General features: G+C 66.2%; 23 protein-coding genes. 10 read left to right on the top strand and 13 right to left on the bottom strand.

Annotation, left to right across the window (positions count from 1 at the left end; genetic code table 11):
* Positions 1-14 precede the first annotated feature (14 nt).
* Entirely contained in the window at positions 15-2,705 is a 2,691-nt protein-coding gene (locus AC56DV_RS06475) for a zinc-dependent metalloprotease (RefSeq protein WP_496313476.1), read from the top strand.
* Positions 2,706-2,781: 76 nt separating this feature from the next.
* The gene (locus tag AC56DV_RS06470; RefSeq protein ID WP_496313830.1) at positions 2,782-4,293 is read left to right on the top strand and encodes a glycine betaine ABC transporter substrate-binding protein; all 1,512 of its coding nucleotides are present in this window, start codon (positions 2,782-2,784) and stop codon (positions 4,291-4,293) included.
* A gap of 21 nt (positions 4,294-4,314) precedes the next feature.
* On the opposite strand, the gene AC56DV_RS06465 is transcribed toward AC56DV_RS06470, so the two are convergent.
* From AC56DV_RS06465 to AC56DV_RS06455, 3 genes are read right to left on the bottom strand one after another with little or no spacing between them, the layout of a single operon-like run.
* Positions 4,315-4,803: a GNAT family N-acetyltransferase gene (locus AC56DV_RS06465; RefSeq protein ID WP_496313475.1), complete on the bottom strand. Its 489-nt coding sequence runs from the start codon at positions 4,801-4,803 to the stop codon at positions 4,315-4,317.
* A complete protein-coding gene (locus AC56DV_RS06460) occupies positions 4,800-5,732 on the bottom strand; it encodes a DMT family transporter (protein WP_496313474.1) in 933 nt (310 codons plus the stop codon). The genes AC56DV_RS06465 and AC56DV_RS06460 overlap by 4 nt, the downstream gene beginning before the upstream one ends.
* Before the next feature lie 59 nt (positions 5,733-5,791).
* On the bottom strand, positions 5,792-6,229 hold the full coding sequence (locus AC56DV_RS06455) for an Mpo1 family 2-hydroxy fatty acid dioxygenase (protein ID WP_496313473.1): 438 nt from the start codon (positions 6,227-6,229) through the stop codon (positions 5,792-5,794).
* A gap of 77 nt (positions 6,230-6,306) precedes the next feature.
* On the opposite strand from AC56DV_RS06455, the gene AC56DV_RS06450 reads away from it, so the two are divergent.
* From AC56DV_RS06450 to AC56DV_RS06440, 3 genes are all read left to right on the top strand, one after another.
* A complete protein-coding gene (locus AC56DV_RS06450; protein ID WP_496313472.1) occupies positions 6,307-6,801 on the top strand; it encodes a DNA-deoxyinosine glycosylase in 495 nt (164 codons plus the stop codon).
* Between the two features lie 94 nt (positions 6,802-6,895).
* A complete protein-coding gene (locus AC56DV_RS06445; RefSeq protein ID WP_496313471.1) occupies positions 6,896-7,267 on the top strand; it encodes a carboxymuconolactone decarboxylase family protein in 372 nt (123 codons plus the stop codon).
* A 30-nt stretch (positions 7,268-7,297) separates the two neighbouring features.
* A complete protein-coding gene (locus AC56DV_RS06440) occupies positions 7,298-8,641 on the top strand; it encodes an MBL fold metallo-hydrolase (protein WP_496313470.1) in 1,344 nt (447 codons plus the stop codon).
* On the opposite strand, the gene AC56DV_RS06435 is transcribed toward AC56DV_RS06440, so the two are convergent.
* The 3 genes from AC56DV_RS06435 to AC56DV_RS06425 form a co-directional block, all read right to left on the bottom strand.
* On the bottom strand, positions 8,638-8,940 hold the full coding sequence (locus tag AC56DV_RS06435; protein WP_496313469.1) for a type II toxin-antitoxin system RelE/ParE family toxin: 303 nt from the start codon (positions 8,938-8,940) through the stop codon (positions 8,638-8,640). The two genes, AC56DV_RS06440 and AC56DV_RS06435, sit on opposite strands and share 4 nt — an antisense overlap.
* Positions 8,928-9,212, bottom strand: a complete 285-nt coding sequence (locus AC56DV_RS06430; RefSeq protein ID WP_496313468.1) for a CopG family ribbon-helix-helix protein — start codon at positions 9,210-9,212, stop codon at positions 8,928-8,930. Before AC56DV_RS06430 ends, AC56DV_RS06435 begins: the two co-directional genes overlap by 13 nt.
* A 63-nt stretch (positions 9,213-9,275) precedes the next feature.
* A complete protein-coding gene (locus AC56DV_RS06425) occupies positions 9,276-9,992 on the bottom strand; it encodes a hypothetical protein (RefSeq protein ID WP_496313467.1) in 717 nt (238 codons plus the stop codon).
* Between the two features lie 375 nt (positions 9,993-10,367).
* Between AC56DV_RS06425 and infA the strand changes: the two genes are divergently transcribed.
* Complete coding sequence (infA, locus tag AC56DV_RS06420; protein WP_161072831.1) at positions 10,368-10,631, top strand: translation initiation factor IF-1; 264 nt, start codon at positions 10,368-10,370, stop codon at positions 10,629-10,631.
* A 28-nt stretch (positions 10,632-10,659) separates the two neighbouring features.
* Here infA and AC56DV_RS06415 read toward each other — a convergent pair whose 3' ends face one another.
* The 5 genes from AC56DV_RS06415 to AC56DV_RS06395 form a co-directional block, all read right to left on the bottom strand.
* Complete coding sequence (locus tag AC56DV_RS06415; RefSeq protein ID WP_496313466.1) at positions 10,660-12,540, bottom strand: methyl-accepting chemotaxis protein; 1,881 nt, start codon at positions 12,538-12,540, stop codon at positions 10,660-10,662.
* A 29-nt stretch (positions 12,541-12,569) separates the two neighbouring features.
* Positions 12,570-14,537 (bottom strand): CocE/NonD family hydrolase, encoded by a 1,968-nt coding sequence (locus tag AC56DV_RS06410; protein WP_496313465.1) that lies wholly within the window; start codon positions 14,535-14,537, stop codon positions 12,570-12,572.
* A 58-nt stretch (positions 14,538-14,595) separates the two neighbouring features.
* Entirely contained in the window at positions 14,596-15,774 is a 1,179-nt protein-coding gene (locus AC56DV_RS06405) for a tetratricopeptide repeat protein (RefSeq protein ID WP_496313464.1), read from the bottom strand.
* Between the two features lie 91 nt (positions 15,775-15,865).
* Positions 15,866-17,050 (bottom strand): DUF2863 family protein, encoded by a 1,185-nt coding sequence (locus AC56DV_RS06400; protein ID WP_496313463.1) that lies wholly within the window; start codon positions 17,048-17,050, stop codon positions 15,866-15,868.
* A gap of 19 nt (positions 17,051-17,069) precedes the next feature.
* Positions 17,070-17,936: an HDOD domain-containing protein gene (locus AC56DV_RS06395; RefSeq protein ID WP_496313462.1), complete on the bottom strand. Its 867-nt coding sequence runs from the start codon at positions 17,934-17,936 to the stop codon at positions 17,070-17,072.
* Positions 17,937-18,099: 163 nt separating this feature from the next.
* On the opposite strand from AC56DV_RS06395, the gene AC56DV_RS06390 reads away from it, so the two are divergent.
* A complete protein-coding gene (locus AC56DV_RS06390; protein WP_496313461.1) occupies positions 18,100-18,666 on the top strand; it encodes a DNA-3-methyladenine glycosylase in 567 nt (188 codons plus the stop codon).
* Here the strand turns inward: AC56DV_RS06390 and AC56DV_RS06385 are convergent.
* Together AC56DV_RS06385 and AC56DV_RS06380 are read right to left on the bottom strand one after the other, a co-directional pair.
* Positions 18,647-20,326: a methyl-accepting chemotaxis protein gene (locus tag AC56DV_RS06385; RefSeq protein WP_496313460.1), complete on the bottom strand. Its 1,680-nt coding sequence runs from the start codon at positions 20,324-20,326 to the stop codon at positions 18,647-18,649. The genes AC56DV_RS06390 and AC56DV_RS06385 overlap by 20 nt on opposite strands.
* A gap of 42 nt (positions 20,327-20,368) precedes the next feature.
* Positions 20,369-20,833 (bottom strand): cache domain-containing protein, encoded by a 465-nt coding sequence (locus AC56DV_RS06380; RefSeq protein ID WP_496313459.1) that lies wholly within the window; start codon positions 20,831-20,833, stop codon positions 20,369-20,371.
* A 238-nt stretch (positions 20,834-21,071) separates the two neighbouring features.
* Between AC56DV_RS06380 and AC56DV_RS06375 the strand changes: the two genes are divergently transcribed.
* The 3 genes from AC56DV_RS06375 to AC56DV_RS06365 are packed head-to-tail and all read left to right on the top strand — an operon-like array spanning position 21,072 to position 24,692.
* Positions 21,072-22,469, top strand: a complete 1,398-nt coding sequence (locus AC56DV_RS06375) for a KamA family radical SAM protein (protein ID WP_496313458.1) — start codon at positions 21,072-21,074, stop codon at positions 22,467-22,469.
* A gap of 20 nt (positions 22,470-22,489) precedes the next feature.
* A complete protein-coding gene (locus tag AC56DV_RS06370) occupies positions 22,490-23,893 on the top strand; it encodes an MFS transporter (protein WP_496313457.1) in 1,404 nt (467 codons plus the stop codon).
* Positions 23,841-24,692, top strand: a complete 852-nt coding sequence (locus AC56DV_RS06365; RefSeq protein WP_496313456.1) for a fumarylacetoacetate hydrolase family protein — start codon at positions 23,841-23,843, stop codon at positions 24,690-24,692. The genes AC56DV_RS06370 and AC56DV_RS06365 overlap by 53 nt, the downstream gene beginning before the upstream one ends.
* Positions 24,693-24,694 lie beyond the last annotated feature (2 nt).

The raw sequence follows: 24,694 nt of genomic DNA, 5'->3' as shown, positions 1-24,694 counted from the left end.
GGGCGCTGGCGATCGTGTACATTAATACGATCACCAGCGCCCATCTCCACATCATCATGCGTCCGATCCGCCTTGCCGTACTGCTGGCCCTGAGCACCCAGGCCATTGCCCAGACACCGCCGTCCCCCGTGCCTCCCAGTCCGGACGTGCCGGTGGTCGCCACCACGCCGGCCCAGCCGGCCGCGCCCGGGGCGCCCGCCGCCGCCGCCGCCGCTGCGGCAGCGGTCGCCGCGCCCAAGCCGTTTGCCGAAATCACCAAAGGCGCGCAGCGCCTGCCGGGCTTCTTCGCCCTGTACCAGAAGGACGAGAAGGTATGGCTGGAGCTGAAACCTGAACAGTTCGACAAGCCCTTCTTCATGTCCGTGAACACCCCCAACGGCATCGGCGAGCGCGGCGTGTACGGCGGCCAGATGACGCGCAGCGAAGTGGTCATCTTCCGCAAAATCGGCAACCTGGTGCAGCTGATCGCGCTGAACACCGACTTCCGCGCCAAGCTGGGCACGCCGCAGGCGCTGACGGTGTCGCAGGGCTTTTCGGACAGCCTGCTGAGCGCCGCGCCGGTGGCCAGCGGGCCCAATCCGCAAGGCAAGGGCATCCTGGTGGAAGCGAACGCGCTGCTGTTCACCGACATCCCCGGCTACGCCACGCGGCTGGACTACGCCTTCCGCCTGCCCTACAGCCTGGACCCGCGCAACAGCAGCTTCAGCAACGTGCGCAGCGACGACAGCATGACCGGCCTGCACGTGAACGCGCACTACTTCGTGCCGCGCATCGCCGCCGCGCCGCTGGTGCCGGTGCCGATGTACACGCCGCCGCCCTTCACGCTGCCGGACCCGCGCAGCATGTTCCTCGGCTTCTACTACAGCTTCATGCCGCTGCCCGAGCAGCCCATGCCGGCCCGCGCGGCGGACGACCGCATCGGCCACTTCGTCACCACCAGCCTCGATTTCACGGACGACATCAAGCCCAGCCAGGCCAGCCATGCGGTGAACCGCTGGCGCCTGGAGAAGAAAGACCCGGCGCTGGCGCTGTCCGAGCCTAAGCAGCCCATCGTTTACTGGCTGGACAAGAACATCCCCGAGAAGTACCGCGAATCGGTGAAGCAAGGCGTGCTGGCGTGGAACGCCGCCTTCGAGCGCATCGGTTTCAAGGACGCCATCGTGGTCAGGCAGCAGGACGCCAAGGACAATTTCGACACCATGGATGCGCGCCACGCGTCGGTGCGCTGGTACGTGGGCGTGGACGCCGGCTTCGCCATCGGCCCCCGCCAGGTGGACCCGCGCAGCGGCGAGATTCTCGATGCCGACATCGGCATGTCCGACGTGTTCGCGCGCGGCGCGCGCCGCATGGCCAGCGAGGACGTGCGCTTCGATCCGGCCGGGCACAACCATGCGGGCCATGAGAACCGCTGCGACTACGGCATGGAATCGGCCCAGGAAATGGGCTTCGCGCTGGACCTGATGGAAGCGCGCGGCGACTTCGAGATGGACAGCCCGCAGGCAGAGACCGTGGCGCAAGCCTATGTGCGCGCGGTCATCATGCACGAAGTGGGGCACACGCTGGGCCTGCGCCACAACTTCCGCTCGTCCACCATCTACAACCTGAAGCAGCTGCAGGACAAGGCTTTCACCAGCAAGAACGGCATGAGCGGGTCCGTCATGGACTACACGCCGTTCAACCTGGCGGTGAAGGGCGAGCAGCAGGGCGAGTACGTCACGTCCACACTGGGGCCGTACGACTACTGGGCCATCGAATACGCGTACAAGCCCATCGCGCCGGAGCAGGAGAAGGACGAGCTGGCGCGCATCGCCAACCGTTCCAGCGAGCCGCTGCTGGCCTTCGGCACCGACCAGGAAGCCTACGGCGGCGTGTCCGATCCCGGCGTGAACATCTTCGACCTGGGGGACGATCCGCTGGCCTACTTCCAGAAGCGCCTGACCATGTCACGCGAGCTGTGGGACCGCGTGCAGACGCGCCGCCTGAAGCCGGGCGAGAGCTACGAATCGCTGCGCCGCAGCTTTGAATTCGGCTTTGCGCAGTTTGCGCGCGTGATGCCGGTGGTGGTGAAATACGTCGGCGGCGTCACCCATTTGCGCGACCACGCGGGCACCGGCCGCGCCACGTTCACGCCGGTGCCGGTCGAGCGCCAGCGCGCCGCGCTCAAGCTGCTGACCAACAACCTGTTCCGCACCGACAGTTTCAAGTTCACGCCGGACATGGTGAGCCGCCTGGGCGGCGACCAGCTGGTGAACCGCCTGCGGCCCGACGTTTCCATCGGCAGCCACGTGCTGGCGTTGCAATCTGCCGCGCTGGACCAGCTGATGTCGGACCCGGTGGCGGGCCGCCTGCTCGATTCGCAGGAGAAGGTGGACCAGCCGAAGAAGGCGCTGGCGCTGGACGAGCTGTACACCACGGTGCAGTCGGCCGTGTGGAGCGAGCTGAAAACCGGCAAGGACATCGGCAGCATGCGGCGCAACCTGCAGCGCGAACACCTGAAGCGGGTGGCCGCGTCGCTGCTGCGCTCCGCGCCCGGCGCGCGGGCCGACGCGCGCAGCCTGCAGCGGCAGCAGGCGCTGGTCCTGCAGCGCGACCTGCGCGGCGCCATGGCGGGCGCCATCAGCAACGAAGCGCGGGCCCACCTGGCCGAAAGCTACGAAACGCTGAGCCAGGCCTTGAAAGCGCCGATGCTGCGCACGGGCGCCTGACTTGCGGCGCCTGGGCAGCGGCGGCGCTACGTGGTGCGGCGTCCTGCGCGCGGCCGGCGCCGGCTTGGGCGCCTTGCTGCTTGCGGCATCGGCATCGGCATCGGTGCCGGCGGCTGCGGCCGACGACGGCGTGCTGCGCATCGGCTCCAAGCGCTTCACCGAGTCCTACATCCTGGGCGAAGTGCTGGCGCAGACCGCCGCGCCGCACGTCAAGGCCGAGCACAAGCAGGGGCTGGGCAACACCGCCATCGTGCTGGCGGCCCTGCAGGCCGGAAAAATCGATGTCTATCCCGAATACACCGGCACCATCGCGCTGGAAATCCTCAAGCGCGGCACTTCCGCGCCGCTGGAGCAGCTGCGGCGCGACCTGGCGCCGCTGGGCCTGGGCGTGGCGGTGCCGCTCGGCTTCAACAACACGTACGCCTTGGCCACGCGCAGCGGCGGCGGCCCGCGCACGCTGAGCGGCCTGGCCGCGCAGGGCGGCTACAAGTTCGGCCTGTCGCATGAATTCATCGGCCGCGCCGACGGCTGGCCCGGCCTCGCGCAGCGCTACGGGCTGCCGCAGAAACCGGTGGGCCTGGATCACGGCATCGCCTACGAAGCGCTGGCGCAAAAGCAGGTGGACGTGATCGACATCTACTCCACCGACGCCAAGATCAGCCAGTACGGCCTGCGCGTGCTGGAAGACGACCAAGGCTACTTCCCCCGCTACGACGCCGTGCTGCTGTACCGGCTGGACGCCGCCCGGCGCTTCCCGGCAGCCTGGCGCGCCATCCAGCAGCTCGAAGGCCGCATCTCCGCCGCCGACATGATCGCCATGAACGCCGCCGCCGAAGTCGAAGGCAAGAGCTTCGCATCAGTCGCCGCCGCCTGGCTGGCAACTCATGCCGCCGGCACTGCGCCACCCGCGCCACCCGCGCCATCGGCCGCCGCCCCCGCCCCGGCTCCGCGCCCCGGCCTGCTGGCCAAGATCTTCGACGCCAACCTGTGGACGCTCACGCGCCAGCACGTCACCCTGGTGCTGCTGGCGGTGGCGCTGGCCTGCGCAGTGGGCGTGCCGCTTGGCGTGCTGGCCGCCTACGTGCCGCGCTTGCGGCAAACGGTGCTGGCGCTCACCGGCGTGCTGCAAACCATCCCCTCGCTGGCCCTGCTGGCCATCATGATCCCCGTGCTGGGCAGCATCGGCACCGGCCCGGCGCTGGTGGCCTTGTTCGTGTACGCGCTGCTGCCCATCGTGCGCAACACCTGCACCGGCATAGGCCAGGTGCAGCCCGGCCTGAAACTGGCCGCGCAAGCATTGGGATTGAGGGGATGGCACAAGCTGGTGCACGTGGAACTGCCGCTGGCCATGCCGGTGATACTGGCCGGCGTGAAAACGGCTGCGGTGATGAGCGTGGGGACGGCCACGATAGCGGCCTTTATCGGCGCCGGCGGCTACGGCGAACGCATCACCATAGGCCTGGCCCTGAACGACAACGACATGCTGCTGGCGGGCGCCTTGCCCGCCGCCGCACTGGCCCTGCTCACGCAAGGCCTGTTTGAACTGCTGGAGCGCCTGGCGGCGCCCGGGGCGCGCACGGGCCGGTAAGGCCCATAAACGGGCCGCTAATCAGTCGCTGGCCAGGTGCGACAGCGCGTCGCCGGTCACGCGGCAGATGCGCCAGTCCGGCATCACGGTGGCGCCCATGCCCTGGTAGAACTTGATCGCGTTCTCGTTCCAGTCCAGCACCGACCACTCGAAGCGGCCGCACTTGCGCTCCACCGCCAGCTGCGCCAGCGCCACCAGCATCTGCTTGCCATAGCCCTTGCCGCGGCAATTCTGCTTCACGTACAGGTCTTCCAGGTACAAGCCCTTCTGGCACAGGAAGGTGGAGAAGTTATGGAAGAACAGGGCAAACGTCACCACTTCGCCGTTTTCCACGCCCACGATCGCCTCGGCCGCCGGATGGTCGCCGAACAGGCTTTCATGCAGCTTGCGCTCGTCGGCCACCACCATGTGTTCCAGTTTTTCAAACACCGCCAGTTCAAAAATCATGCCGAAAATGGCGTTGACGTCTTCAGGCAGTGCGGGGCGGATGGACAGGCTGTTTGAGCTCATGATGCTTCGAGGTTGCTTTCTAAAGGGGTTGATTTGGCAGGCGAGGGCGCTTTCAGCGCCCAGGCCACGCTGGACAGGCACAATACCATGCCGAACCACTCCATGGCACCGGGCCGGTAGTGTTCCAGCTGGATCGACAGCAGCACCGAGATCACCGGCGTCACCACGCCGATGTACACCGCCTTCTGCGAACCGATGCGGTGGATCAGCGTGAAATAGGCGCCGAAGGCGATCACGGAGCCGAACAGGGACAGGTAAATCAAGCCGGCCCAGTAGCTCGGGCGCGAAGGCAGGCGGAATTCCTGGCCGTTGAGCAGCGCCCAGCCAGCCACCGCCACGGTGCCCCAGAACATGGCCCAGGCCATCGTCAGGAATACGTTGGAGGACTCCTCGCGCACCTTCACCACCACCACATTGCCGATGGTGCTGGCCACGGTGGCGCACAGCGCCAGCCCCAGGCCGAGCAGGAAATGGCCGCTGCCGCCGGACAGGATGTCCTTCCACGCGTGGTGGATAGGCTCGTAGAACAGCAGGATCACGCCGCAGATCGACACCGCCGCCGCGTTCCACATGCGCCAGGTGAGCGGCGTGCCGAACATGAGCCGGTTGCAGATCGGGGTCCAGAACACCATCAGCACGAACAGCACGGCCACCAGCGCGGACACCAGGTACTGCTCCGACGTGTAAGTGCATACATAGCTGATGGCGAACGTGGCCACGCCCTGCAGCATCATCCAGCGCTGCACCCTCCACGGCATGCGCAGGCGGTCGCCGCGCAGCAGACACCAGGCGAACAGGGTGGCCGAGGCCAGGCCGAAGCGGTACACGATGGAGACGGCCGGGGCCACGTCGCCCAGCTGCAAGGTGATAGCCCAGAAGGTGGAGCCCCAGATCAGGCAGGCGAGGGCGAAGAGGATAGGCGAGGACATCCGGGCAGTATACGGACTTTCCCGGCGTCTTGCTTGGGGCTAAGTTTTGTAAGGCCTGCTCAGTAGGCCAGTTTCAGCTTGCGGTACAGAAAGCTCAGCACGAACAGCGGGCCGATCAGCAGGAAGCGCACGTCATCGAAAAAGGACGGCTTCTTGCCCTCGATCTTGTGGCCGATGAACTGGCCGATCCAGGCCAGCACGAAGATGGCGATGGAAAGCGGCAGGATGAACGGCGGCGGCAGCACCGACAGCACGCCCAGCATCGCCAGCGACATCACCAGCATGCCCGCCGCGAACGGAATCGACAGGCGCACATAGTAGGCCAGCGACAGCAGCACCACGCCCAGCGCCGCCAGCGGCTGCAGGCACCAGATCAGGCCCAGCAGGGAAAACACGATGGCGGGCACGCACACGAAATGGATAATCTCGTTGGTGTGGTTCAGGTGGCTTTCGCTATACTTGGCCAGCAGGACATCGATGGGACGCGGTTCACTCATGCTCAGAATCTCCAGCATTGCTATTGTTCAATACGACCGTCCGATTCTACACTGGAACCCTGCCCCGACAAGAGGCCATGACGAACAAACAAGAAACCCCGGCGCTGACCGGCCTGGCCCCGGTGATCGACGGCCGCACCCGCATTTTAATCCTGGGCAGCTTCCCCGGCGCCGCCTCGCTGGCCGCGCAGCAGTACTACGCCCACCCGCGCAACCTGTTGTGGCCCATCCTGTCCGCGCTGACCGGCGAAGACCTGGCAGGCTTGCCCTACGCCGGACGGCTGCCGCGCCTGCTGGCGCACGGATTCGGGCTGTGGGACGTGCTGGGCGCCTGCGAGCGCGAGGGTAGCCTGGATTCCGCCATCCGCAAACCCGCCGCCAACGACTTCGCCCGCCTGCGCGAGCTGTGCCCGCAGCTGGAAACGGTGGGCTTCAACGGCCAGACCTCCGGCAAGTTCGCCCCGCAGTTCGCCGCTGCCGGCTACCGCGCCGTGGTACTGCCATCCACTTCGCCAGCCCACGCATCATTGACGCTGGCACAGAAGCTGGAGCGGTGGAGAGTGCTGCTCTAGCTCCGTTTGAAGTATTTTTCCGGGCCTGCGAATCCTTTTGGCGGATGCCTCCCTCTTAGCTTGTGCAGCATCCACACAAACCAAAGGAGACCACATGTCCGGATACCAAAGCCCAGCAGACTTGACCCTGGCGAAAGAACTCATCCAGCTCGCGCCGACGGAGGCGAAAGCATTCCTCGGCCTGAAGGCGGCTGCCGAGCGCGCAGACGGCGCCATTCCAGAGAAGTACCGCGAACTGATTTCCATCGCGGTCGCCCTGACCACCCAGTGTTCCTACTGCATCGACGCGCACGCGAAGAACGCCGCCAGGGCAGGGGCGACGCGCGAGGAGATCGCCGAGACGGTATTCATCGCCTCCGCCCTGCGCGCCGGCGCGGCAGTCGGCCACGGCCTGCTTGCGTTGCGGCTGTATGATGAAGCCGTTCCCTCTGGCGCAAGCGGTGCTGCTCAAGTTACCCTGCCATGAGATAGCGCCTTGCTCGCTGTAGAATGCGGCATGAGCAAGCAACTTAAAATATCGAGAATTCTGCACGCCGGTTATGTGTTCGAGTGCGAAGGGACGCAGATCGCATTTGATACGATCTTCGAGAATCCGTTCAGCCGCAATTGCCACGCTTTCCCGGACGTGCGTTTCGACCACGAACAGATCCGCGAGCAGAAGTTCGCGGCTGTGTTCATCTCGCACTTCCATGACGACCACTGCTCGCTCGAGAGCCTGGACTTGCTGGACCGCGCCACGCCGCTGTACATCTACTGCATCTTCGAGGAGCTGTTCGACATGGTGCGCCGGCTCGGCTTCGCCAACGTGCAGCAGCTGCAGCTGAACGTGCCGGTGCATGTCGGCCCGTTCGAGGTGATTCCGCGCGAGGCGATGGATGCGGACGTGGATTCGATGTTCCAGGTGAAGGCGGCCGGCATGAATGTGCTGAACGTGGTCGACTCGTGGATCGACGACGGCACGCTGGCCCAGTTGGCGCAGCAAGGCCCGTGGGACGTGGTGTTGTGGCCTTTCCAGACCATGCGCGAGATCGAGGTGCTGCAGCCCTCGCGCAGTGCGGCAGCACCGCCGGAACTGCCGGAGGAGTGGATCGCGCAGCTCAAGGTGCTCAAGCCGCGTTACGTGGTGCCGAGCTCCTGCCAGTTCCTGCAGGAGCCGTGGTCCTGGTACAACCGCGCTTTCTTCCCGATCAGCTACCGCCAGTTCGCGCAGGAGGTGGGCGAGGCGCTGCCGCAGGCGCAGGTGGTGCGGCTCAATCCTTCGGTGTCGGTGCTGCTGGACGCCGAGTCGCTGACGGCTGCGCCGCCGCTGCCGTGGATCACGCCGGTGGGCGATCAGGATGCGGACTATCAATACGAGGGCAACGCCGCGCCGCCGCGCACCGCCGACATCGCGCGCCATTTCGCGCCGCTGACGGCCGAGCAGGCCGCGCGCGTGACGGGCTACTGCCGTTCCGGCCTGCTGGAGAAATACGGCGATGTGGAAGCGTCGTCCGGGTATTTCGACGAGACGCGCTACTGGCAGCTGTCGGTCTACGACCATGCCGGCCAGGTTACGCGGTTCCGCTACCGGCTGGAAGCCGGCGGCGCCCATGCGGATGAGGGCAGCGCGCCGCTGGGCTGGACCACGGAAATCCCGGCGGCCAAGCTGTACGCCGCGCTGGAGCTGGGAGAGTCGCTGACGTCGATGTACATGCGCATCAACGACGCCGTGTTCGACCCCGCCACCGAACGCGATCTGGAGGACGCCGACGCGGTCGACGACCCCCTGATCCGCTGCCTGTTCAGCGACACCTTCGGCGCCTACCAGGCTGCCCAGTTGCGCCGCCTGCTGGCGCGCTAGCCTGGAGGATGACGAAAGCCGGCTTCCCGTTGGTGCCGTATGGCGAGTACCAGCGCCGTGTCGAATTCAGCCTCGTAGCTGTAAAGGGCGACATACCCGGTTCGGCCTTGCGAAATAATAAGCTCGCGCAGGCCGGATTCGGCTGGCCTGCCTATCAAGGGATGGCGGGCCAGTATGTTCACCGCCTCGGTAATCAGGTCCAGCGCTTCAGTTTGTGCCTTCTCACCGTTTTCCTCGAGAAAATCAAGAGTACGATCGAGGTCGGCAAGTGCCTGCCCGGAGTAGCTTATTTTCGCCATGGCTTGGCGCCAGGTTTTTCCGCCAGCCTGCCGCCTACCCGTTGGCGCAAATAGCCATGAACATCGTCCGCGTCGTGGCCCAGGCCGGACGTCAGCATTTCCTCCCGCGCTGCCAAGGCTTGCTCTACAAAGCGCGAGCGCTGCTCCACGGCATCCGCCGCCTGGCGTATCGCATCGACCATGAAAGCGTGGGTACTGACGCCAAGTTCTTGCGCAGCGGAGACGGCGCGCTGCTTCAGTTCATCGGGAAGTTTGAGCGAAGTGGTCGACATGGCTGTGAAATGCGAAGGAGGTGTTACTAGAGTAGCACCAACCTCCCGAGGCTGCAACGTCGCTTATTTACCCAGCAAGGCCAGCGACTGTTCCCAGTCCCCGCTCCAGTCGTACAGGAAATCGTGCGACTTGAAGGCGCGCTTCAGGGAGCCGATCGGCACCCCGTACACGTCGTGCAGGCCCAGCGCCAGGGTGACCGGGTTCCACACCGCGTTGCGCTTCGATTTTTTGGCGCTGGCCTTCACGCGCGCGCCGTCGTCGCCGAAGATGCCGATGGCGTCGTCCAGCGCCTTGTCCAGGTCCAGCCTGGCCAGGCGGCCGAAGGCGGCCAGCACCTCGGCTTTCGGAATGCCGAACTGCGATTCGCGCGCCGTCTCCCCCTTGGGCGGCCTGGCCGCTTCCTCGGCCTCGTGCTTGAGCCGCCCGGCCAGCTTTTCCACTTCCTTCTTCAGGAAGCGCAGTTCGTGCAGTTCGCGCCGGAAGCCCGGCTCGGGCAGGCGCGTGACGATCTTGTAGGCGTCCTTGGTGATGGTGATCAGCACGTCCGCGCTGCCGGCGGCCAGGCGCTGCGTGTCGCCTTCGTAGAAGATGGGCGCCGCGTAGCCGCCGTTGGCGTCGCCGAACAGCTCGGGGTAGGCCGCGTCGTAGTCCAGCCAGACGTAGGGCGTGAGCCCTTGCTCGATCAGCCGCGCCAGCGTCCACGGCGTGGCGGTCTGCTGCGCCAGCCAGGCGCAGGCTTCGTCGGTGGTGGCCCGGAAGGGCAGGTCGGTGGTGCTCATAATTCTTTCTGCGAAATAGTTTTGTGCGGCGCACAAAACTGTGTTACACTTGCGTCTTCGGTGGAGTTCTGAACCCTGCCGAGCCCTGGGAGACGAGCGATGCCGCGTGTGTAAAGCTGCGAAGCACTCAAGTCGGATGGGGATTGTAGTTCAAGATACGATAGTCGGTTTACACATTGGAGGCACCACGCAGATAGCATGGGCGTCCGAAGCTCCGGCACCGCGCAGATAGCACGGGCCAAGCAGCGATTGTAGCATTATTGGCAATACATTGAAACGAAGCCCGCAGCAAGCGGGCTTTTTTTTTCCCGCCTCCCGTCCTCCCCCAGTTGGTCCCCGAATTCGGCGCAGCAGCGCCCACACAGGAGTAAATGCATGGCTAAAGAAGAACTGATTGAAATGAGTGGCGTCGTGTCCGAAGCGCTGCCGGAACTGCGTTTCCGCGTGGACCTGGACAACGGCCACAAGCTGATCGCCTATACCTCGGGCAAAATGCAAAAGAACCACATCCGCATCCTGGCGGGCGACAAGGTGACGCTGGAGCTGTCGCCGTACGACCTGACCAAGGGCCGCATCATTTTCCGCCACATCGAAAAGCGCGGCCCGGCGCCGACGCAAAGCTTCCCGCGCCGCCGCTAAGGCCGCCGCGTGAGCTGCCCACCTCAGCTCACACCTTAAAGAACGCCACCAGCTCCTGCAGCGTTTCGGCCTGGGCGCTCAGCTCCTCGGCGGTGGCTGCCAGCTGCTCGGACGAGGCGGCGTTGGTCTGGGTCGATTCGCCAAGCTTGCCCATGGCGTGATTGATCTGGCCGATGCCGGCACTCTGTTCGTCCGAAGCGGCGCTGATTTCCTGCACCAGGCTGGACGTCTTGGCGATCGCCGGCACTATCTCCTCCAGCAGCACGCCGGCCTGTTCCGCCATGCCGACGCTGGCGTGCGCCGTCTCGCCGATTTCCTGCGCCGCCACCTGGCTGCGTTCGGCCAGCTTGCGCACCTCGGCCGCCACCACCGCGAATCCCTTGCCGTGCTCGCCCGCGCGCGCCGCCTCGATGGCCGCGTTCAGCGCCAGCAGGTTGGTCTGGTACGCGATGTCGTCGATGATGACGATCTTCCTGGCGATCTGCTGCATCGCCGCCGCCGTTTCCGCCACCGCGCCGCCGCCGGCCTGCGCCTTGCTGGCGGCATTCTCGGCGATGTCCGCCGTCACCTTGGCGTTGGCCGAATTCTGCTGCACCGAAGCGGTCATCTGCTCCACCGAGGCGCTGGTCTGCTCCACGCTCGCCGCCTGTTCGCTGGAGCTCTGGCTGAGCGACTGCGCGGTGGCGCTGGTCTGGTTGGCGGCCTCGCTGATGCCGTCGGCCGCCTCGCGCACCTGTCCCACGGTATCGGCCAGGCGCTCGACCATCAGCTTGAGCGAGCGCGCCATGCTGCCCGTGTCGCGCGGGGCCAGCTCGATGCGCTGCCGCAGGTCGCCTTCGGCCACCTTCAGCAGCACCGCGTTCACGTAGCCCGGTTCCCCGCCCAGCTGGCGTATCAGGTGGCGGCTGATGGCCCAGCCGATGAGGCTGGCCAGCAGGGCGATCACCGCCACGCTGGCGCCCATCAGGTTGCGGGCCTGGCGCTGCTGCGCGATGCGGGCGTCGATCAGCGCGCCGAGCTGGCGCAGGCCGGCGTACACCGCGTCGAACTGCGTGTCGATGGCGCGCGTGGTGAAGGCGATGTAGTCGGCCGGCGGATAGTCGATGGCGGCGGCCACCACCTTGCCGTGCGCCAGGTCGGACACTTCCTGCGCCATGCGCGTGGCGCTGGCGACCGCGGTGCCCAGCGCGCGCTCGACGGCGGCATTGCCGTCGTAGCTTTTCTGGAAGGAGCGGGTGGCGCTGTCGATCGCCAGCCTTTCCTTGGCCAGCAAGCCGTACATGGCTGCGCGGCCGTCGATGTCGATCTGTTTCGAGGCCAGGATGCCGGCGCCCTTGGCGCGCAGCTGGCCCGTACTTTCGGCCAGCTGCGGCAAATCGAACAGCACGCCGCGCATCAGGTAGTAGCTGTCGGCGTCCGGGTCCAGCGCCAGGCCGTAGCGGTCCGCCACGCCCTCCAGCAACAGCAGCAGCACTTCGCACAGCGCGGTGTGGCCCTGGTAGCTGTCGGCCGTGCTCAGCGTGCGCGAGGCGACCCGGGTTTGCAGCGTCTGCCAGTCGTTGCGCACCTGCGCCAGCAGCCTGGCGGTGGCGCGGTGCTCGCCCTTGAGCAGGGTTTCCACTTCGGTCAGCGTGCGGCCCACCTCGTCGGCCTTGGCGCTGCGCTGGTCGGCCAGCTGGCCGGTGGTGACGAAGGCGGCCGACAGGCCGCGGTGCTGCTGCACCCGCTGCAGCAGGCGCATGGCCGCTTCGCTGGGCGCCACGCCGCTGCGCTCGGTGACCGAGTAACTGATGCTCTTGTTGCTGCCCTCCAGGAACAGCACCAGCGGAGGCAGCACCAGCAGCACGCCCATCACGCCCAGCAGGGCAAAACGCTGCCACAATTTCATGCTGTTCAGTAGTCTTGCCACGTCGCCTCCAAAGGTCAGTCAATAGTCCATCAGGGCAGAACCTGCACCGCGATGCCGGACGCCATGCCCGGCGCGCGGTACACGCGCTGTGTGGCCTTCTTGAAGTCTTCCGGCCTGGCGCGCGGAATCTCCATGAAGGTTTGCGGGTTCAGGTCCACCAGCGGAAACCAGGAACTCTGCACTTGCACCATGATGCGGTGGCCGCGCCGGAAGGTGTGGTTCACCTCGCCGATGCCGTAGTTCAGCGCCTCCACCTTGCCCGGAACGAAAGGCTCGGCCTTCTCGAAGCTGTGGCGGAACTTGCCGCGCAGCGGATTGCCGCGCACCAGCTGCTGGTAGCCCGCCATGTTCGCCTGCGGCGGGCCCACGTCGTGCTCGTCCTCTTCCTTGTTTCCTTCCTGCTTCGGATAGTCGTCCGGATACACGTCGATCAGCTTCACCACCCAGTCGGCGTCGGTGCCGGTGGTGGACACGAACAGCTTGGGCGACACCGTGCCCACCACCGTCACGTCCTCTTCCAGCACTTCGCTGCGGTAGACCAGCACGTCCGGCCGCGAGGCGGCGAAGCGCTGGTCGGACACCATGTATTCCTTCGGCACGCCGGTGGCCGGGTAGCCGATGTAGGGCACCGGCTTGGCCGGGTCGCTGACGTATTCGTCGTAGCCGGCGCCGCTGATGGCAGCCGGCTGCTGCCAGCCCAGCGTGCCGTTAGCGCCGAAGTACAGCGTACGCGCCCTGGCCTGCTGCGGCGGCCAGGCGCTGTAGCTGCGCCAGACGTTGCTGCCGGTCTCGAAGGCGCGCACGTTGGGCGCGGGGGCCGCCTTGGCATCCTTCAAGTGCTGCTCGAAGAATGGCAGCAGGATGTGCCGGCGGAAGTAGTCCGAGGTCTTGGCGTCGAAGCGCACGTGGCCGAGCCGTTTGCCGTCGTCGCCGGCCCAGCCGCCGTGCACCCACGGGCCGATCACCAGGCCGTTGTAGATGCCGGGATTGTGGCGCTTGATGGACTGGTAGGTGGTGAACGGGCCTTGCAGGTCTTCCGCGTCGTACCAGCCGCCCACGGTCAGCACGGCGGCCTTGATGTTCTTCAGGTGCGGCGCGATGTTGCGGCTCTGCCAGAAGGCGTCGTAGGTGCTGTGCTCAACGTTGGGCCAGAACAGCGCGCGCTGCTTGTCCGTCATGGCGGCGCCGATTTTCTCCAGTGTGCGGTGCTTCAGGAAGAAGTCGTAACCGTCGCTCACGCCGTAGTCGAAATCGGTCCAGGTGGCCGGCAGCGGGGTGGGGTTCGGCTCTTCCGTGAAGGCGGCGTAGAAGTCGAAATTGGCCGCCAGCATGAAGGCGCCGCCGTGGTAGGAGTCGTCGCCCATGTACAGGTCGGTGACCGGCGCCTGCGGCGAGGCGGCCTTGATGGCCGGGTGCGAATCGATGATGCTGGCCGAGGTGTAGAAACCGGGGTAGGAGATGCCGTGGATGCCGACCTTGCCGTTATTGTTGGGCACGTTCTTCAGCAGCCATTCCACGGTGTCGTACATGTCCTGGCTTTCGTTGCCTTCGCCCGGCTGGCGCCTGGCGTTGGCATGCGGCGTCATCTCCTGCCACTTGCCTTCGGACATGAAGCGGCCGCGCACGTCCTGCTTGACGAAGATGTAGCCGCTGGTTTCGAACTCGCGCGACGGGCCGATGCGCTTGGGGTAGAAGTCCACGCCGTAGCGCAGCTTGTCGTCCACCGTCACGCCCGCGCTGTAGGGCGTGCGCTGCATCAGGAAGGGATAGCGCTGCGAACCGTCCTTGGGCACGTAGACGGTGGTGAACAGGCGCACCCCGTCGCGCATGGGGATGCGGTATTCGTACTTGGTGTAGTGCTCGCGCACCGAGTAGGTCTCGGCGGGGGCATCGGCGGCGCGGGCGGCGTTGCCTGCGTGCGCGCTGCCGAAGGCCAGCAGCAGGCCGAAGGCCAGGACGGAAAGAGGAGTGCGTAATGCGGTGCGGAGTGCGGTCATGGGCGTTTACGTAGTCGGGACTGAGCCCCGCAGTGTAACCCGCCCATTGCGCAAGTTGTCAATTTGAATAGGTGTTGCGCTGGCGTTCCTGGAACTTCAGCCGGTCCAGCTTGGCCGCGTACAGGTCGTGGTCGCTGCGCGTGGTGCTGTTGTCCATGGCCAGCTTCATGTGCTTGTCGGCGGTTTTCATGTCGCCCAGGTAATAGGACGCCACCGCCAGCCAGAAGTGGAACTCATGGTAGTAGGGCGCGCGGTCCACCTCGCGCGCGAACAGCTGGCGCGCCTTCTTGTAGTCGCCTTCCTTCATGGCATTCTGGCCAAGGTTGAAATAGTGGAAGGGCGGGTTCGGTTCCAGCCGCGCCAGCTCCTCGCGGATGGCGGCCGCTTCCAGCGTGCGGCCCATGTTGTCGAGCACTTGCACCAGGTTGAACATGGCGATGGTGTTGTTCGGCTGCAGCACCTGGGCGTAGCGCAGCGCCGCCTCCGCCTGCGGCAGGTTGCCGTTGTGCTGGTAGACGATGGCCAGCGTGTTGTAGGAGCTGAAGAAGGTGGGGTCGGCCTGGGTGGCCTTGCGCGCCCACCAGTAAGCCCGTTTCAGTTCCTTTTGCGCCAGCGACTCGGCGGCGCGGTTGTTCATGAACATGGCGATGATGCGCTCTTCCGAGATGGGGACCGCCACCAGGTTCTTGGTTTCGGCGGGCGGTTCGAAGTCCACCACCATGTACTGGTTGGGCTCCACGCTGTGCACGTCCTTCATGCGCGGCTTGCCCAGCACCAGGTTCACGTGGCCGCTGGCGAAGTACAGGCTGCCGGTGCGGCTCCAGGTTTCCTCGGTGGTGATGGCCTGGTACTGCACCGACATGTCCATCTCGCGCGCCATGGCCGCCGTCATCACCACCAGCGACAGGCAGTTGCCGCGCCGCGCCTCGAAGGTCTGGCTGGCGTTGCGGGTCATGCTGGCGTCGTATTCCAGCTTGAGCTGGTCGCGCTTGTAGAGCGCGTCGAACAGGATCAGCTGCGGCGCGCGCTTGGCGCGCGAATGCGCCAGCGTTTGCGCGTACTGCTTCATTTCGTCGGTGAGGGCGAAGATCTGGCCGGCGTTGATGTCGGCGTCGGGCTGGCCGAACAACTGGTCCTGGAACAGCTGGGCAGAGGGCGGGGGAGGCGCTACGGTGGCGCAACCGGCCAGCAGCAGGGATGCGGTGAGCGACAGCAGCAGGGCGGCAAAGCGTTTCATGGTACACCTCCATGAAACAAGTATCCTCGGCTGCCATGCCACTGTCAAACAGCAGTTATGCGGCGCTGCGGCATGGCAGCGGTGATGGATTTCAGCCCAGCGGCTGGGCTTCCACCGGCTGGCCTTGCGCATCGAAACGCTGCGCCACGGATACCGCGTGCAGGCCGATGGTGGCCAGCGCGTCGGCAATGTCGTCCACCTCCAGCTGCAGGTCGCAGCCGAGATCGATCGGCTTGTCGCAGGACAGCAGCACCGTGTTGCCGCTGTACAGGTTCACGCGCAGCACCATGTCGCCGCGCACGTCGGCCGGCGCGATGACGGCGCTGGCGCCGGGATGCGCCTGCAGCGCCCGGCCCAGCCTGGCCATCATGTCCAGCATGGCGTATTCGGCTTGCGCCTGTTCCTTGGCGCCGTAGAACAGGTCCTGGTACAGGAAGTTCAGCTCCAGCGGGCGCGCGCCGGCCAGGCAGCGCCGCACCAGCGGCGCTGCCTTCAAGGTCCACTGGCGGTAGCGTTCCATGCGCGCGGCGTAGTAGTCGTCCTGTTCCTGCTCGCCTTGCGGCGGCTGGTAGAACGGGTCGTCGGCGCGCTTCAGCGCAAAGCCCAGCAGGAAGCGCAGCTCCACCGCCGTGTCGTCCGCGCCAAAGGCGGTGGCGGCCCAGCCGCCCATGCTGCGCTCGAGCGCGGGCGCGGCCTGCATTTTCTTTTCCGTCATCGACGTGGCTGCTTCGCGCACCATGGCGTTCAGCTGGCTGTAGCTGACGCGGTCGATCTCGTCCAGGTCGTAGGCGTGCTGCACCAGCACCACCTTGGCTTTCGGGCTTTCCAGGCCGTCCTGGGTGAAGCTCTGCAGCAGCGCTTCGAAAGCGGCTTCGTCCTGGAATTCCTGCGCCTGCACCAGGCCGCCGGTGCTGTGCACGAAGACGGGAATGGCGAAGGCGTTGATCTCGATGTCGGGCTGGCCTTCGCGGCGGATCAGCACCGTGCCGGCCGCTTCCTCGATGGTCTCGCGCAGCAGGCGGTAGGCGTCCACGTCTTCGAAGCGGGCCAGTTCGATGGCGCTGTAGAGCAGCTCGTCCTTCTTCTGCTGCACGTATTTGCGCACCTGGCGCGGCAGCTCGGCAGCCTTCTGGCGCAGCTCGGCGCTCAGCTGTTCGCTGTCCTCCTGTTCGGCCAGTTCCAGGGCGGCCGCGCACAGCGCCTCGGCCAGGAATTCTTCTTTTTCTTCGGGTGGGGTGCTGTTCTTGCGGGGAGCGGGGCGCTTATTTTTAGGCATGTGTGCGCTGATGGCGTATTTAATGTTCGGTGTGGAAGGTTTCGTGCAATTCGTCGAGCAGGTCGGCGGTTTCGTCCTCGGACAGGCCGAGGTGGGCGCAGGCGATCTCGCCGCCCTTTTCCCATTCCAGCGAGCTGCCGTAGCCGTGGAAGCGCTGGATGCCCTTGTCGGCCAGCACAGAGAGCGCTACCAGCGAGCGCACGGCGTCGTCGGTGGCGTCGTCGTTCATCACCGCGTAGTCGTGGTGATGCAGGATGGCCCAGGACACGTCCGGCGACAAGCCCCAGTTGCGCGCCAGCAGGCAGCCGATGGCGGCGTGGTTGGTGCTGTGGCGGGCGTCCTCGACCAGGGTGAAGGTCTGCTCGGCGTCGCGGCTGGCCAGGGCGAAGGTTTCCTTGTAATCGGGGAAACGGCTCATCAGCAGCGGCACGCCGATATCGCAGAACAGGCCGAAGGTGTGGGCGATGTCCGGCGGCGCGATGCGCAGCTTGCGCGAGGTGAACACCAGCGCCTGCGCGCGGCGGGCCGAAATTTCCCAGAAGCTGTCCAGGGTGCCGTCCTTGCCGTCGATGGCCTGGCGCGCCAGCAGCCCGGTCAGCAGCGCGGCGCACTGGTTGATGCCGAGGAAATTGATGGCCTGCTCCACCGACTTGGCCTTGCGCGCGGCGCCGAAGAACGGCGAGTTGGCCAGCTTGAGCAGCGCGCCGGACATGCCGACGTCGTTGCCGATGATGCGGGCGATGCGGCGCGGCGAGGGATCGCTTTCCGCCAGTTCCCGTTGCAAGTCGACCAGCAGGCTGGGGCGCGGCGGTATGCGGATGGAGCGCAGCAGGGCGTCTTCTACCGTGGAGGCGATTACCGGGGCTGGGACAGCGACTGAGTTCATGATTGGTTGGGGGCGGGTCCGCACGAAGTTCCGATTATCGCTTGTTCCGCGTTGCTGTAGCGCAAAATCCCAAGAAAAAAAGTGTAAATGTGGTACGCATTCGTGAAACATTGGCAGTTGTGCACGGCACCCGCCTGCGCGCGCACGCGCTACTATTGTGCTTATGACTACTTTCATAGCCGGGATAGATTTTAGCGCACCTTCGCACGAGGTGGCGCCGCAGCTGATCGGCCTGACGGTGCTGGTGAACGGCGTGGGCGGGCGCATCGTGGAGACCGAGGCCTACGACATGACGGAGCCCGCGTCGCACACCTTCAGCGGGCCGAGCGCGCGCAATGCCGCCATGTTCGGGCCGCCCGGGCATGCTTATGTGTATTTGTCGCACGGCATCCACTGGTGTCTGAATTTCGTGTGCCGCGAGCCGGGGCACGGGGCGGGAGTGCTGATACGTGCCATCGAACCGTTGGCGGGGCTGGACGCGATGCGGGTGCGGCGCGGCGGCGAGGACGTGCGCATGCTGTGCTCCGGGCCGGGCAAGCTGTGCCAGGCGATGGCGGTGACGCGTGCGCACAACGGTCTGGCATTGACGGCCTCGCCGTTCGCGCTGTCCGCGCGCGAGGGAACGCCGGCGCTGGCCGTGGGGCCGCGCATCGGCATCTCGAAGGCGGTGGAGCTGCCGTGGCGCTTCGGCGAGGCCGGCTCGCGCTTCCTTAGCCGGCCGTTCCGGTAGGGCGCTGGCGCGGCACGGGCTGCGTCACCGCCAGCCCGCGCATCGGGCTGCGCGGGGCGCGGCGTTCAGGACCGGGCGCTGCAGGCGCAGGCGCGGGCGGCGCCGCCTCGCCGCTGTCGTCCAGCTGGAACACCCCCACCGCCTGCGACAGTTGCGCGGCCTGTTCCTGCAGGCTCGCGGCGGCGGCGGCCGCCTGTTCCACCAGCGCGGCGTTCTGCTGCGTCACGTCGTCTATCCGCTCCACCGCCTGGTTGACCTCGGCGATGCCCTGCGCCTGCTCCGCGCTGGCGTCGCTGATGCGGGTGATGATGTCGTTCACCTGCCGCACCGAGGCCACGATGTCGTCCATGCTGCTGCCGGCCTGGTTCACGCAGGCGCTGCCGCTGTCGATGGTGGCCACCGAGGCTGCGATCAGCGCCTTGATCTCCTTGGCCGCGCCGGCCGAGCGCTGCGCCAGCGTGCGCACTTCGGAGGCCACCACGGCGAAGCCGCGCCCGGACTCGCCCGCGCGCGCCGCCTCCACCGCCGCGTTCAGCGCCAGGATATTGGTCTGGAAGGAAATGCCGTCGATCACGCCGATGATCTCGACGATCTTGCGCGAGCTGGCCCGTATCGTGTCCATGCTGTCGACCGCCTGCGCCACCGCCGCGCCGCCCTTGCTGGCCAGGCCGCTGGCGCTGGCCGCCAGTTCGCAGGCCAGGCGCGCGTTGTCCGCGTTCTGGCGCACCGCCTGCGTCAGGTTCTGCATGGCACTGGCGGTTTCCTCCAGCGACGCGGCCTGGCGCTCGGTGCGGTTGGACAGGTCCAGGTTGCCGCTGGCGATTTCGTGCGAGGCGGTGTCGATCGACTGCACCGCGCCCGTCACGGTGCGCAAGGTCCGGCTCAGGTTGGCGATGCTCTGGTCCAGCGCGCGCGCCGTGTCGGCGATTTCGTCGCGGCCCTCGTTGGGCTTGCCCAGCGCGAGCCGGCCGGCGGCCAGTTCGCGCACCGCCTGGCCGATGGCGTGGATGTCGCGCAGCAGCGCCGCGCGCACCCGTATCGTGGCCAGCAGCGACAGCGCGATCGACAGCAGCGCCAGCCCGGCCATGGTTACGCCCAGCGCCTGGAAGTCGGCCTGGGCCTGGTCGTGGGCCTGTTCGCTGAGGGTTTTTTCCAGCGCCGCCAGCTTGCCCAGCTGCTCGTTGAGCAGCACGAACTGGGCCTCGGCCTTGGCCATGGAATTGGTGGCGATGGACTGGTCGATCGCGGCGATCTCCATGGTCTCCAGCACCAGCTTGCGGTAGCCCGCCAGCGCCTGCGCGGAGGCGTCCACGAACTTGCGCTCGTCCGGATCGGCCACGGCGGCCAGCGCGGCCAGCTGCTTGTCCACGCCGGCGTGGCGCGCCTTGATCTGCGCGCTCAGCGCGTCCAGCCGGGCCTGCGCGAAGCTGCCGTTGATCCAGGCCAGCAGCTGGTAGATATTGGCGTGCGCGAACCTGGCGTCGCCCATCACGCTGGCGGTCGCTTGCAGGCGCGCGGCGCGCACCTGCACCAGGTTCTCCATCGACGCGTTCTGGCGCACCATGCCGTAATAGGCGCTGGCCGAGGTCACCACCAGCAGCACCAGCACCAGGCAGGGCGCCAGCAGCAGTTTCGGTCCGATCCGCAATTTGTTCAGCATGGCAGCCTCCCCGGCTAGGTGTGCAATTGCAATTGCTGCTGGCTATTTCTTGTAGATACCGGCTTCCAGCACCACGTCGCCCACCCGCAGGATGTAGGTGGTTTTCGGCTCGATCTTGCCGCTGGTCGGGTTCTTGTACATATAGTCCACCCAGCCCTTGCCCTTCTTGGCGGCCAGCTCGATGATCTCGCGGCGGTACTTTTTGCCGTTGGCGTCCGGCACGTCGGTCAAGTCCTTGCCGACGATGGCGGGATTGACCGGGTGCGCCAGCACGATGCCGGTGTTGATGTCGCGCATGTCCACGTACAGCGAGCCTTGCAGGAAGTCCGGGTCCTTGGCGCTGATCTTCTTCATCATTTCCTCTTTGCCGTGGGCCTTCATGAAGGCGGCGCCGCGTTCGGCCATGGCGATGGCGTCTTTCTCGGTCGGTTCGGCGCCGGCCCAGGCCGGGGAAATGCTTGCAGCTGCGCCCAGGCAGAGCAGGGTGCCGATCAGGATGCGTTTCATGGATGTCCTCCAATGGGTTGTGTGTCGGAATACTTTACGTCCGGCAGGCGGAGTCCGAATTGCGATAACGCAAGCTTGCTGCACGTCATGTTCAGCGCATGTAGATGCGTCAAAGAATCGTTCCTTTCTGGAAAATAGCCGGGTGCAACTTGATCTGTGGCAACGCGTTTTTCGTCTTGAAAACTACGATGAAATTCCCATCGAAATCCCTCGAATCCCCATTAACCAGGAGATCGCAATGACCGCAGACTCGGTGCTCGTGAAGTTCAAGCCCTATACCCGCCAAACCATCAAGCAGGCCCGTCAGTGGGAATGGATGCCCGACGACTTGCGCGAAGCGACGCAGGTGGTGTCGCACGTGCTGCCGTTCCGCACCAACGAGTACGTGCTGGACCAGTTGATCGACTGGAACAACGTGCCGGACGATCCGATTTACCGGCTGGTGTTCCCGCACCGCGACATGCTGGCACCGGACGAATACGCGCATTTGCGCGACCTGGTGCTGGTGAAGAAGGACGACGCGGCCATCGCGCAGTACGTGCACGGCATCCGCATGCGCATGAATCCGCACCCGGCCGGGCAGATGACGCACAACGTGCCGCGCGTGAACGACGCGCCGCTGAAAGGCCTGCAGCACAAGTACAAGGAGACGGTGCTGTTCTTCCCCAGCGCCGGACAAACCTGCCACGCCTACTGCACCTTCTGCTTCCGCTGGCCGCAGTTCGTCGGCATGGAGGACATGAAGTTCGACGCCAAGGAAACCACGCAGCTGGCGGCCTACCTGCGCGAGCACAAGGAAGTGACGGACGTGCTGATTACCGGCGGCGACCCGCTCATCATGAACACGCGCTCGCTGGCCGAGTTCATCGAGCCGCTGCTGGCGCCGGAACTGGCGCACATCCAGAACATCCGCATCGGCACCAAGTCGGTGGCCTACTGGCCGCAGCGCTTCGTGTCCGACAAGGACGCGGACGATTTGCTGCGCCTGTTCGAGCGCGTGGTCGCCTCGGGCAAGAACATGGCCATCATGGGCCATTACAATCACGCGGTGGAGCTGCGCCAGGAGATCGCGCAAAAGGCGGTCAAGCGCATCGTCGGCACCGGCGCCACCTTGCGCATGCAGGGGCCGCTGATCCGCCACATCAACGAGGACCCGAAAAGCTGGGCCGAGCTGTGGACCACCGGCGTGCGGCTGGGGGCCATCCCGTACTACATGTTCGTCGAGCGCGACACCGGGCCGCGCGCGTATTTCCAGCTGCCGCTGGCGCGCGCGCACGAGATCTTCCAGCAGGCTTACCAGATGGTGTCCGGCTTGTCGCGCACGGTGCGCGGGCCGTCCATGAGCGCGTTCCCGGGCAAGGTGGTGATCGACGGCGTGGCCACCATCGCGGGCGAAAAGGTGTTCGCCTTGCAGTTCCTGCAGGCGCGCAACGCGGACTGGGTGCGCAAGCCGTTCTACGCCAAGTTCGACCCGCATGCGACGTGGATGGACGACCTGGTGCCGGCCTTCGGCAAGGAGAAGTTCTTCTTCGAGGAAGGCGAGGCGGCGCCGCGCAAGGTGATCCGCCTGGCCACCGCGCGCGGCGACGCGGTGCTGCCGCCGTCCGGCTGCGGTTCGCACAGCAACGCGGCCTGACGGAGATGATGCCATGGCCGATGGAGATTCCCTGGGGCGCGCGCGCCGCCGCTTCGTCGTGGCTGACGTACGGCGTGCCGGCCGTGATCGGCCGCGTGCGCGCGCCGGGCTCGCTGCCCGGCGTGCAAGTGTTCTTCCTGGTGTTCCTGCCGTTCGCGCTGGGCCACTACATCTCCAGCCTGCTGCGCAACGTGAACGCCATCCTGGCGCCGCAGCTGATGGCGGAACTGTCGCTGTCGCCCGCCCAGCTTGGCCTGCTCACCAGCGCATACTTCTTTTCCTTCGCGCTGGTGCAGCTGCCGGTGGGCATGGCGCTGGACCGCTACGGCCCGCGCCGCGTGCAGTCCGCCATGCTGGGCGTGGCCGCCGCCGGTGCGCTGGCCTTCGCCGGCAGCCGCGAACTGAACCAGCTGCTGCTGGCGCGCGCGCTGATGGGCATCGGCCTGGCGGGCTGCTTCATGGCCGCGGTCAAATCCATCTCCACCTGGATCTCGCCGGCCAAGCTGCCCTCGGTGCAAGGCTACCTGATCGCCGCCGGCGGCCTGGGCGCGGCCAGCGCCACCTTGCCGGTGCGGCTGGCGCTGCGCTATATCGACTGGCGCTGGCTGTTCATCAGCCTGGCCGCCGGCTGCGCCATCATCGCCTTGCTGATCTACCTGCTGGCGCCAACCCCGCCGGAAGCGTCAGGCAAGCCGCCGCGCATGCCATGGCACCGCATGCTGGCCGAGGTCTACACCAACCCCGTGTTCCGCGAGACCGCCTGCCTGGTGCTGATCCCGCACGCCGTGTTCTTCGGCATCCAGGGCCTGTGGATCGCGCGCTGGCTGAACGACGTGGCGCACTTCGACCAGCAAGCCACCGCCTGGCTGCTTTACCTCGGCATGGCGGCCGTCATCTTCGGCGCCATCTCGGTCGGCATGATCACCGAATGGGCGGCGCGCAAAAACATCGCGCCGCTCAACGTGGCGGCAGTTGGCATCGCGCTCTACATTGCCATCCAGTGCGGCTTCGTGCTGAACTGGGCGCCCAGCTACCAGCTGCTGTCGGTGCTGTTTACGCTGGTGGGCACCATCACCGGCATCGAGTACGCCATCGTCGCGCAGGCCATGCCGCCGGGGCTCACCGGGCGCGCCTCCACTTGCCTGAACCTGTTGATCTTCCTGGGCGCGTTCGCCGTGCAGGCGGGTTTCGGCGCCATCGTCGGCCTGTGGCGGCCGGACGCTTTGCAGCACTATCCCGCCGCCGCTTACCGCACCGCGTTCGGCGTGCTGGTGCTGCTGCAACTGGCGGGCCTGATACGCTTCCTGGCGCGCCGCCGGGGTCGCTCCGCGCGATCCGGTAAAATGGCGGCTATCAACTCCAAGGAAGACTATGAAACTGGTTCGTTACGGCCGTCCCGGCAAAGAGAAGCCCGGCCTGATTGATGATGAAGGCAAGCTGCGCGACCTGTCCGGCGTGATCGATGACATCGGTCCCGAACAGCTGTCCGACAAGGCCATCAAGAAGCTGTCCAAGATCGTCCACGCGGACCTGCCGCTGGTGCGCGGCAATCCGCGCATGGGCGTACCGGTGGCCAAGGTGGGCAAATTCATCGGCATCGGTTTGAACTACTACGACCACGCCGCCGAAATGAACCTGCCGATCCCGAAGGAACCGATCGTGTTCATGAAGGCCACCACCTGCCTGTCCGGCGCGGACGATCCGGTGATGCTGCCCAAGGGCTCGAAGAAGACCGACTGGGAAGTGGAGCTGGGCATCATCATCGGCACCCGCGCGCGCTACGTGAGCGAGGCGGACGCCGAGAAGCACATCGCCGGCTACTGCGTGATCAACGACTTGTCCGAGCGCGAGTACCAGCTGGAGCAGGGCTCGCAGTGGGACAAGGGCAAGGGCTGCGACACCTTCGGCCCGGTCGGCCCGTGGCTGGTGACGCGCGACGAGGTCTATCACATCGACAAGCTGGACCTGTACCTGGAACTGAACGGCAAGCGCATGCAGACCGGCAGCACCGAAAACATGATTTTCTCGGTGCGCCAGATCGTCAGCTACCTGTCGCAGTACATGACGCTGGAGCCGGGCGACGTGATCGCCACCGGGACGCCGCCCGGCGTGGGCAACGCCCGCAAGCCGAAGCGCTTCCTGAAGAAGGGCGACTTCATGCGCCTCGGTATCGCCGGCCTCGGCGAGCAGCAGCAGGACGTCATCGCATACCAGCAGTACTGAGC

It is taken from the genome of Massilia sp. BGA-UO-ETr-WB1, assembly GCF_059567845.1.
Note: the sequence above shows the minus strand (reverse complement) of the source record. Positions and strands in the feature narration are given on the sequence as shown.